We start from the raw sequence: 11,154 nt of genomic DNA on the forward strand, positions 1-11,154 counted from the left end.
GGATAAGCTGAATATGGCACTCCAATCCGGCGACTATCCGGATATCATTCTGGGGGTAGACCCCAATTTAGCTAAATATGGGGTAAAAGAGGGTGTGATTATCCAACTGGATGATCTGATTGAGAAAAATATGCCCAATTATATGAAGATGATGAGCCAGTATATGGATCTTACCCGTCAGACAGATGGGCATATCTATTCCATAGCGGAAATTAATGATTGCTATCACTGCATGTATGGCAGAAAAATGTGGGTAAATAAGAAGTACCTGGATGCGATGGGAGTGGATATTCCTACCACAACGGAAGAATTTATGGAAGTATGCAAGAAATTCAAAGAGTATAAACCGGATGGAATTGCAATTGCAGGTGCAAATGCTAAAAATGGCTGGTATGCGAACTTTGAAGAGTGGATGATGGGATCATTCATTTTAGACCCGGGAAAACAACAGGCTGTACGGGATAAGACTGCAGTAACGCCGGAGGGAAAAGTAGTCTGCGTTGCTACAGACGATAAGTACAAAGAAGGCCTTAAATATATGAGCGAGCTTTACAAACAGGGTTATATCTATGACGGAGATTTCACCCAGACCCAGGAACAGGTGAGAACGCTGATGAACCAGGAAGATGAACCGGTATTATTTGTACCTGCCGGAACGCTGTCCGATGTCATTGACCCTGCGGAAAATAATGAGTTTTACAGGGATTATGTAGCTATGTCTCCGGTAAAAGGACCGGATGGAACACAGATTACTCCATTTTTCAAATACTCCGGAGTAGATGAATTTGGTTTATGTATTACGGATAAATGTAAAGATCCCGCAGCGGCACTTCGCTGGGTAGATACCTTCTTCACGGAAACAGGGGACCTGTGTTCTCAGTACGGGGCAGAGGAAGGCAAGGACTGGATATTGAATCCGGAAGGGGAAGTAGGCTTAAACGGAAAACCTGCTTTATATAAAGTACTCAATGCCTACTCTCCGGATACCCAGAACCATGACTGGCAGGATATCGGGATTCGTGTAGCACCGGCTGATTACCGTCTGGGCCAGGCGGTAGACCCCAATGTTGACATCGGATCTGCAGAGGGATTAGAAAAAATGCTTTATGAAGCAAGCAAGAACCTTCAGGAACCATATGCACAAAAAGAAGGAGAACTGGATATTATGCCGCAGTTAAAGCTGACGGATCAGGAAGCAACGGATATCCAGACCGTAGGCGTGGAAGTAGAAAAATATATTGCAGAGAACCAGGTAGCATTTATCACAGGACAAAAAGATCTGGATAAAGACTGGGAGTCCTTTAAGCAGGGGCTTGATAACGCCGGACTGCAGACCTTATTAGGTGTATACCAGACCGCATATGAAAGACAGATGGGAAAAGACAAGTAAGCGGTTATATAGGAAAGAGGCCGTTGCATAAGACAGGTTATGGTAACGGCTTCTTTTAAAGAAGGAGGGATTTGCTTGAAAGCAGTAACAAAAACAGCAAAGGTCCGTGTGGATAAAAAAAATAAAATTAAGACTTCTAACTGGCAGTTCTGGCTGATTATCGCAGTGCCTGCAATTTATGCATTTGTTTTTGCATATATTCCCATGGGCGGAATATTGATGGCATTTAAGGATTATAGTATCCGGAAAGGAATATTTGGCAGCGACTGGGTAGGGTTTAAATATTTCCAGCAGTTTCTGATGTCACCTTCCAGCTCAAAGGTTATCATTAATACACTTGTACTGGGTGTGTATACCTTATTGATTAATTTTCCGCTTCCAATTATTCTGGCAATCGGATTAAATGAAATGCGGAGTGTGCGTTATAAAAAGACAATTCAAATGGTTACCTATGCGCCATATTTTATTTCTACCGTTGTAATGGTGGGCATGATGATGCAGATGATGGATCTGCGGACGGGGGTAATCAATATTCTTCTTGGAAAAATTGGGATTGATCCTATTAACTTCTTTGGAGATGTGAAGCTGTTCCGGGGCCTGTATGTGTGGAGCGGGCTGTGGCAGACAGCGGGTTATTCCGCAATTATTTACATCGCGGCTCTGGCAGGGGTAAGCCCTGAGCTAAAGGAAGCGGCAAGGATGGATGGTGCATCCAGGCTACAGAGAATCTGGCATGTGGATCTTCCGGCGATTCTGCCCACGATTATTACCATGCTGATCTTTAACTGCGGAAGTGTCATGAATATTGGATTCGATAAAGTATTTTTGATGCAGAATTCTCTAAACAGCGGGGTGTCAGAGGTTATCTCCACCTTCGTATACAAGGTGGGTATTGTGAACTCCGACTTTGGTTTCTCGACGGCGGCAGGCCTGTTCCAGTCTATTGTCAGCTTTGTATTGCTGGTGATTGTAAATAAGGTCTGTAAAAAAGTTACCGAGACAAGTCTGTGGTAAGGAGGAGAAGACATGAATAAGAAAGAATGGTCGAAGTTTGTAAACTCCTCGTTTGGAGACAAAGTATTTATTATTATGGTGTATGTGATACTGACGGCTGTATTTTTAATCGTTGTGCTGCCGCTGATCTATATTGTAAGTGCATCTTTTTCCGATCCCCAGGCAGTTGTCAGCGGAAAAGTATTTCTCTTACCGGTCAATCCAACCCTGCGGGGATATGCGGCAGTATTTAAGAATACAAAGATTATGAATGGATTCTTTAATTCCATTTTATATACGGCAGTAGGGGTTGTAATCAATCTTGTGATGACCATGCTCTGTGCGTATCCATTATCCAGAAGAGAATTTGCGGCAAGAAATAAACTGGCGATGCTGTTTGTATTTACCATGTATTTCAGCGGCGGGCTGGTACCAACTTATATGGTGGTTCAGAAATTGGGTTTGATTGACAGCAGGCTGGCGATGATTATTCCAAGTGCCATGTCTACATACAATATGATTATCTGCCGTACCTATATGGTAAATTCGATTCCCGATGAAATGTATGAGGCGGCAAGTATTGACGGATGTACGCCTTTTAAATATCTGTTAAGAATCGTAACCCCGCTGTGTAAACCCATTCTGGCAGTATTGACCCTGTATTATGGCGTGGCTAAGTGGAACTCCTATTTTGATGCGATGTTGTACTTAAAGGATCAGAAACTTCAGCCCCTGACCATTATCATGAGGGAAATTCTGATACAGAATCAGATAGATTACACGATGATCAGTGATGTATCGTCTGTTGCGGCACAAAGGGGATTGACAGACCTGCTAAAATATTCCACAATAGTGGTAGCTTCACTTCCGGTACTTTTAATCTATCCGTTTGTGCAGAAGCATTTTGTAAAGGGTGTCATGATCGGGGCGGTGAAGGGTTAATGCTAAAACTGACCGGTTGGAGCATTGTGTTTGAAATACATTCCCGCCATCTGCATGCTGGCAGGAATGCTTTGGAAAGGAACGGTATCACATGTATTCAGAAGAATATGAACATAAGATTACAGAGGCTTACAGGAAAAAACTTTCCCTTCTGGGAGAAAAAAGAGAAGAAATAGAAAAGAAGGCTGCCGTGTACCAGGGCAGCCTGGGGTTTGCGCTGAAATACCTCTATGCCATAATGCCTCTCAGTGATGCGGCGAATTATGAGTTTGAGGTTTTTCTTGATTATGCTGAAAATGGAATTGCGCTGTGGGAGCAGGAACAATATTGCCGGGATATGCCCGGGGAAATTTTCTTAAACTATGTGCTTTACCACCGGATCAGCAGCGAAGAGATTGTGCCCTGCAGGAAGTTTTTCCGTGATGCGGCAAAGGACTGTATCAGCGGAAAAGACAGGATCGCAGATGTCATCTCACTAAATTATTGGTGTGCCAGGGAAGCGGCTTACCAGACAACCGATGACCGGACGGCACCGCCTCTTACGGTGTTCCGCAGCGGAGCCGGAAGGTGCGGGGAAGAGTCGGTATTTGCAGTATCGGTATTTCGAAGCCTTGGGATACCGGCAAGGCAGGTATTTGTGCCCAGATGGTCCCATTGCGATGACAATCATGCCTGGGTAGAGGTATGGTGTGACGGTAAGTGGTACTTCCTGGGGGCTTGTGAACCGGAAGAAATCCTGAATAAGGGCTGGTTCACCGGTGCTTCCTCCAGGGCTATGCTGGTAGAAGCAAGATGGTTTGATGTGGAAGCGCCGCAGCACGAAGAGATCTTGCTAAATGGCAGCGCAGTATCGGTAAATCTGACCCGTCAGTATGCGAGAACCCGGAAAATTAAGGTGAAGGTTCTGGACCAGAATAACCAGCCCTGTGCAGGAGTCAAAGTAGATTTTCAAATATTAAATTATGCACAGCTGGATACGGCAGCATCTGTACGGACGGATCAAAATGGAGAAGCAGAGCTGTTGACCGGTCTGGGAAGCCTGTATCTGTTTGCTGCAAAAGACGGCAGATGGGCAGAAAGATGTGTCGATACACGTAAAGAAGAGAAAACGGTTCTGCAGTTGTCAGAAGAAGCCTGGAAACCAGATGTCTGGGAGGACCTGGAATTTTATCCTCCGGCAGCAGCCCCGGTAAATCCGGTTCCGCTAAGCGAAGAACAGAAGGAACTGGGTCGAAAGAAAAGTAAAGCTGCGGCGGAAGCGCTGCGTAGAAAGATAGATGGATTTGAGCGTGAAATTGATTTCGTGGGGATTGCGGGGATTGCGCCGCAAGGGAAGTCAGATGATGCTGGAAGTACACGTAAAGCGAAAGCAGATGAAACTGGGATTATACTGGAAAAAGAAGAGGATGCGGACAGAGTTCTGCCGATTTTGAAAGCATCCAGAGGGAACCAGGCAGAGGTGATGCGATTCCTGAATTGGAATTTTGGGCAGGAGGAAAATCTGTGGGAAGACAAACTTTTATTGTTGGAAAGCCTGCGGGAAAAGGATTATCAGGATCTGAGAGCAGATATCCTGGCTGAGCACTGCAGGGAAGCGAACACCTATGCAGATAAGTATCCAAAGGAAATATATGTGCCGTACCTGCTTTCCCCCAGAATATCCAGAGAGCCGCTGAGCTGCTGGCGTACCTGGCTATGTACATATTTCAGTTCAGAACAAAAGCAGGAATTTAAAAACGACCCACTTCTGCTATGGAACTACATAGATGATTATGTAAAAGAAAAACCGGAGGCTGAGCAGGAGAATCTGATAACCTTCCCTTGTGCCTGCTTAAAAGTAACGTCCGGCAGTTTTCTATCTAAAAAAATTCTGTTTGTGGCGGTCTGCCGTTCCATTGGGATACCGGCAAGGCTGACGGAAGCAGAAGGGGCAATGGAATACTATGACGGAAATCATTTTGCTGCTGTATTGGAAAAAACAAAACCGGATGCAGCCATTACGGTAATGGGGGACGGTTCGGAAACGGAATGGATTTATTCCGGCAACTGGAGTCTGGGCAAACTGGAAGACGAGGGATGGAATTCTCTGGTTCTGGAGGGCAGCCGCTGTGGTGAAAAGGGGATTAATCTGCCTGTTTCAGCAGGAGAGTACAGGCTGATCACGGTTAACCGCCTCCCAAATGGCACCCAGTTTGCCAGAAAATATTATTTCTCTTTGGCGAAAGGGCAGGAGAAGAGTATTGTCCTGTCCAAAAAAGAAGCAAAAATTTCAGACATGTTAGAAGAAATAACAGTTGAAAATTTTAAGCTTTTGGATGAAAATAAGAAGGAGATCCCGGCATCTTCTCTGGATGCATCCCATATGCTTTTCCTTTTTTGGCTGGAAGAAAACAAAGAGCCTTCCGACCATATTTTAAATGAATTGTATGACAACAGGGAAGCATTTTTAAAATCCGGGGCAAAGTTGTGCTTTATCTTCCGGCAAAAACCCGACAGGTCCGATGAGGCCCTTGATAAAGTACTGGATGCGTTTCCTGATATACAGATATTGTATGATGATTTCCAGGAAAATGTACAGACCCTTGCCAGAAGCGTGTATGTGGATCCGGATCAGCTGCCCCTTGTGCTGGCTTTCAAAGAAGATCTCTGCACCGTATACGCAGTGAGCGGATACAACGTGGGAACCGGTCAGATGCTGCTGAGAATATGTAAGTAATCTGGTACCTCACCGTGTAAATACGTCACGATAGAGACGCACATCTGACGCAGATATCAGGCACTATATATCTACGTATTGATGCCGGGAGGCACTGTTCGTTGATTTACAGACGTGCTCCTGATACCGATGTCAGGCATTCTATGGACGTATTCAAACCGGGAGGCACTATAATAAAATAGGAGGATATGCAATGAGTGATAAAATGGGAAACCAGGTAGTAGAAGCAAGAACTGAGAGAACGAAGTGGTACTGTGACGCAAGATTCGGAATGTTTATTCATTGGGGTCTGTATTCCATTCCCGCAAGAGGAGAGTGGGTGCGCAGCACGGAACGGATGCCGAAGGAAGAATACGACCAGTTTTTTGACGAATTTACCACAGAAAATTATGATCCGAAGGAATGGGCAAGGCTGGCGAAAAAAGCAGGTATGAAATATGCGGTATTAACAGCAAAGCATCATGACGGGTTCTGCCTGTATGACACGGCGCTGACAGATTTTAAGTCCACCAATGCACCTTGTAAAAGGGATCTTGTACGGGAGTTTCTGGATGCATTCCGTGCTGAGGGAATTCGCGTGGGACTGTATTTTTCCATAATTGACTGGCGTCATCCAGACTTTCCCCATTATGGGGACAAGTTCCATCCAATGAGGGACAATGAAGATTTTAAAGGAAAAGTACATGATTTTGACCGGTACCTTACGTATATGCATGGACAGGTCAAAGAACTGCTGACAAATTATGGGCACTTAGACCTGATGTGGTTTGACTTTTCTTATGGTCCCATGAATTGTGAAAAGTGGAAAGCATCGGAATTGATAGAAATGGTAAGAAGCATCCAGCCCCATATCGTAATTGACAACCGGCTGGAAGGAAGCGCAGAAAATGCAGGATCGATCCGCACAATGAATCCCACTCCATATTCCGGAGATTTTGCATCACCGGAACAAATGGTTCCGCCGGAAGGGATCCGGGATGAGGGCGGCAGCCCCATACCATGGGAGGCATGTATTACCCTGAATAATAACTGGGGATATGCGGCTCATGACTATCATTATAAATCAGCGAAAATGGTCATTCATATGCTGGTAGAGTGTGTCAGCAAAAACGGAAACCTAATCTTAAATGTAGGACCCAACGCCAAAGGTGAGATTCCAAAGGAATCGGTAGAAATTCTGGAAGAAGTAGGAACGTGGATGAAGCAGAACGGAAAAAGTATCTATGGCTGCGGGCTGTCAGAATTTCCAAAGCCTGAGTGGGGAAGATTTACCCAGAATGGCAAAAAACTTTACGCACATGTCATGGAAGAGCAGGCAGGGGCAATCTGTCTGGAGAAGATGGCGGGAATGGTGGACCATATGCGTCTGTTAAAAGATGGGTCTGAAGTGAAGGAAACATTTTTCTGGAACTTAAAGGAATATGGGGAAAATGCATTCTTTTTCTTTGATACCCATAGCAGTGACTGCTATCCGCTGCCGGATGAACATGATACGGTGGTGGAAATATCGTTAAAATAGAAGAAGGGCTGGCAACAGCTATCTAAGACCAGAGCGTGTTTGAAATCAACTTCAAACACCGTAAATTGCAATGGGAGGATCTGAAAGGAGTGTATTATGATAACAATAGGTAATGAAAGTTCTGCAAATTGTATCGTTCGTTTTTATGGGGAAGGGTCTTCTTTAGTCGAAGATTTTCCAAAGGTATCGGCTGTTTTTCAGGGAAAATATCTGCAAAGCCGGGTCTTAACAGACGCGGATGGAAAAATATGGGTTTTAATAGGGATGGGAAAACCGGAAGAGGTAACCATACTGCAATTGAAGGAACTGCTTGCAAAAGCGGCAAAAGAAGTGAAGTGCTGTGAAATAGCAGAAGCAGTGATTGATATTTCAGAGTTTCTGAAAATATGCGGCATCCAATGCGTTGAAAAGTGTGTGGAAAGCATTCGCCTTGGTCTGGCGGAAGGTTTGACCTATAAAAAAGATGCAAAGGCAGGAGAACATAAAATTTTTCTCGCCGGAATCCCGGAGGATCAGCTGGCACAGGCCCAGGAACTCCAAAGAGAAGGGGAAATTCTGGGAGATGCAGTGACCTTTACGAGAAACCTGGTGAATATGCCGGGAAATAAACTGCGTCCCATGGATCTGGCAAAAGAAATTGAAGAGCATGTAAAGGACTGCGAAATAGAATATGTTCTCTATAATTACGAAAAGCTGCAGGAAATGGGCATGGGTGCACTAAATGCAGTTGGGGGCAGCAGTGAATTTCCTCCCTGCATGTGCGTTCTGCGTTACAAGGGAGATCCGCAAAGTAAAGAGATCACCGGTCTGGTAGGAAAAGGTGTAACATCGGATACCGGAGGCTATTGCCTGAAATCCAGGGATTCCCTGATTGGCATGCATGGAGATATGGCGGGAGGTGCGGTGACGGCCTCGGTGATCAGGGCATTGTCAAAAAGCCACGCCAGAGTCAATGTGACCTGTATCATTCCCATCTGTGAAAACCGCCTGACAGCAGGAAGCCTGCTTCCCGGAGATGTCATAACTTCCTACTCCGGACAGACGATTGAAATATTAAATACCGATGCGGAAGGCCGCCTGATCCTTGCTGACGGAGTGAGCTATGCCGTAATGGAGGAAAAGGTTACAAGAGTGCTGGACATCGCAACTCTTACAGGCGCCATGGCTAATGCACTTGGAAATCATGTAACCGGAGTAATCTCCGATTCCGACCGGATCTGGAGTGAGCTGGAAGCAGCTTCAGCAGGCACAGGGGAATATTTCTGCCGTCTGCCATTCTACCGGGAAAATGAAAAGATGCTGGATAGTGAAATCGCAGATATTAAAAATATGGGTGAAAGTTTCTGCGGTGCAATTACGGCAGGCCTTTTCATCCGGCATTTTGCCAACCAGGTGCCATGGATTCATCTGGATATTGCAGGAACGGCACATGTTGGAAGACCGCTGTATGAATTCCAGGCAAAGGGCGCTACCGGTGCGACGATAGATACGATTTATCGTTGGCTGAGAGGCTGAATCATCTTTTCGTTCTTTGCGGCAACGCCCCTGCGGTCAAAAAGTCAGATCGTGTTGTGCGTGAACAGTAACAATTGATGGACTTGTAACGCAAAATTTTTCTTTGTGTATTGATTTCGTTCTATCAAATTCAAAATGACATCGTATATGTAGATTATATCTTGGATTGCCGTAAGGATTACAGTTGGCTTATTTGATAACAATAAAATAAATTTTTAGAAATCGTCACTTACAATCGAGTGGCGATTTTTTTATTACGGTGTTTCTTAAAGAAGCAGATACAAAATTTAGTTTACTTTTTTACAACGCAGCATGTCTACAGGATCTGGCAGTAAGGAAGCGTCTTTTTTATAGCCATAACGCCTGTTTATGACTTATTTGGAGCTATTTAATACATCATGGAAATATATGTGATGGATATATGATAGTATTGTAAAAATATGTCGAAAAGAGGAGAGACGGTTATGAAGATGAGAAATACATTTTTTTGTACAAAATGGAAAAGATGCACTGCGCTGCTTCTGGCGATCGTAATGATATTCGCGCAGCCGAGCACGGTTCTGGCTGATGCCGGGATACGCAGGGCAGAGACAGGAGCAGGAAAAGCTGAAGTAACTGAGTCAGTAGAGGATATGGAGAAGTACTCACTGGAAACAGAATCTGAGGAGAATGAGGAAGTATCGTTAAATTGGGATTCAGAAGAAATATCGGAGGAAGAACTGCAATCAGAAATGGAAACGGAGGTGTTAACAGAAGCGTTTACCGAAATAGAGACAGAAGATGCTGATGATATTGAAATGGAGGACTCTGCTGAGGAAAATTTACTGGATATAGAAACAGAGGAGAAAGTTACGGAGGATATGGAAACAGAATCGGAAACCGTAGTTTTCGAGGATAATTTTTCACAGAAGGGGACATCAGAAAAAACATATGCGGTAACATTTATTGCAGATAATGTAATCGTAGATAAACAGACAGTAACGGAAGGGGAAGCGGCAGAAGAACCGGGAGCTCCGGAAAAACCAGGGTATACCTTTCTCGGATGGAGCGGAGATTATACCAGGGTGACAAACAACCGGAATGTATATGCACAATATGCTGTCGGGGAATTTGCAACCCATGTTGTTACTTTCCGGGATTATGATGGAAGACTTGTAGGAAACCGGCAGTATGTACAGGACGGTGGCAGTGCCGCTAGCCCTGCGGTGCAGGAGAGGGCGGGGTACACTTTTTTAGGTTGGGATGAAAGCCGGTTCTATATCAGAGAGGATAAAACGCTAAATGCCCAATATCGGGAGGGCGTATATAAGACTTATACGCAAAATTATTACGGTTACCGTGATAATAAAGCCACCCAGCAAATTCTAAAAGAGGAAATCGTAGTGGAAGGCGAGGATGGTGTACCGCCGGAGCCGGAAGTGATAGAAGGATATACCTTTGCAGGCTGGGACAGGGACCGCCTGTACACAAATGTGTACCGAAACCAGACTATTAAGGCGTTGTATTATAAGGGGAAATACAGTACGCATAAAGTCGAGTTTGTGGATTATAACGGGAAAGCACTGATGAATCCGCAGCATATCCCAGACGGAGAGAGTGCTTACAGCCCGTTAATTCCAGTACGGGAAGGTCATACCTTTATAGGCTGGGACAAGAGCCGTTTCTGGATACATAAGGATACGAAGCTGACAGCCCGATACCGGGAAGGTGAGCATAAGACCTATACGCTGAATTATTACGGATACCGTAATAACAAGGCCACCCAGCAAATCTTAAAAGAGGAAATCGTAGTGGAAGGAGAGGACGGTGTACCGCCGGAGCCGGAAGAGATAGAGGGGTATACTTTTGCAGGCTGGGACAGGAACTTTCTGTATACGAATGTGTACCGAAACCAGACTATTAAGGCGACGTATTACACGGGGAAATACCATACACATAAAGTGGAGTTTGTGGATTATAACGGAAAAGCACTGCTGAACCCGCAGTATATCGTAGATGGAGGCAGTGCGTTCAGCCCGCCAAAACCAGTACGGGAAGGTCATACCTTTATAGGCTGGGACAAGAGCCGTTTCTGGATAC

The 11,154-nt window shown here is 44.9% G+C and carries 7 protein-coding genes; all 7 read left to right on the plus strand.

The window, feature by feature from the left end; translation table 11 throughout:
• A partial coding sequence (locus ACH2DQ_RS05120) for an extracellular solute-binding protein (protein ID WP_395025821.1) occupies positions 1-1,390 on the plus strand: 1,390 nt, incomplete at its 5' end.
• Positions 1,391-1,465: 75 nt separating this feature from the next.
• Positions 1,466-2,404, plus strand: coding sequence for an ABC transporter permease (locus ACH2DQ_RS05125; protein ID WP_394915391.1), 939 nt, complete (start codon positions 1,466-1,468; stop codon positions 2,402-2,404).
• Positions 2,405-2,416: 12 nt separating this feature from the next.
• Entirely contained in the window at positions 2,417-3,325 is a 909-nt protein-coding gene (locus tag ACH2DQ_RS05130) for a carbohydrate ABC transporter permease (protein ID WP_394915390.1), read from the plus strand.
• 91 nt (positions 3,326-3,416) lie between these two features.
• The gene (locus tag ACH2DQ_RS05135; protein ID WP_395025824.1) at positions 3,417-6,041 is read left to right on the plus strand and encodes a transglutaminase domain-containing protein; all 2,625 of its coding nucleotides are present in this window, start codon (positions 3,417-3,419) and stop codon (positions 6,039-6,041) included.
• A 193-nt stretch (positions 6,042-6,234) separates the two neighbouring features.
• Positions 6,235-7,560 (plus strand): alpha-L-fucosidase, encoded by a 1,326-nt coding sequence (locus ACH2DQ_RS05140; protein WP_394915388.1) that lies wholly within the window; start codon positions 6,235-6,237, stop codon positions 7,558-7,560.
• Positions 7,561-7,656: 96 nt separating this feature from the next.
• On the plus strand, positions 7,657-9,075 hold the full coding sequence (locus tag ACH2DQ_RS05145; RefSeq protein ID WP_394915387.1) for a leucyl aminopeptidase family protein: 1,419 nt from the start codon (positions 7,657-7,659) through the stop codon (positions 9,073-9,075).
• A 464-nt stretch (positions 9,076-9,539) separates the two neighbouring features.
• Positions 9,540-11,154, plus strand: a 1,615-nt coding sequence (locus tag ACH2DQ_RS05150) for an InlB B-repeat-containing protein (RefSeq protein WP_394915386.1), incomplete at its 3' end; no start/stop codon positions are given.

The sequence above is a fragment of the Robinsoniella sp. genome (assembly GCF_034124845.1).

Excerpts from the sequence above, each read along its gene's own strand:
- ACH2DQ_RS05130 (WP_394915390.1), top strand. The coding sequence starts at position 2,417 with ATGAATAAGAAAGAATGGTCGAAGTTTGTAAACTCCTCGTTTGGAGAC.
- ACH2DQ_RS05135 (WP_395025824.1), top strand. The coding sequence starts at position 3,417 with ATGTATTCAGAAGAATATGAACATAAGATTACAGAGGCTTACAGGAAA.
- ACH2DQ_RS05140 (WP_394915388.1), top strand. The coding sequence starts at position 6,235 with ATGAGTGATAAAATGGGAAACCAGGTAGTAGAAGCAAGAACTGAGAGA.
- ACH2DQ_RS05145 (WP_394915387.1), top strand. The coding sequence starts at position 7,657 with ATGATAACAATAGGTAATGAAAGTTCTGCAAATTGTATCGTTCGTTTT.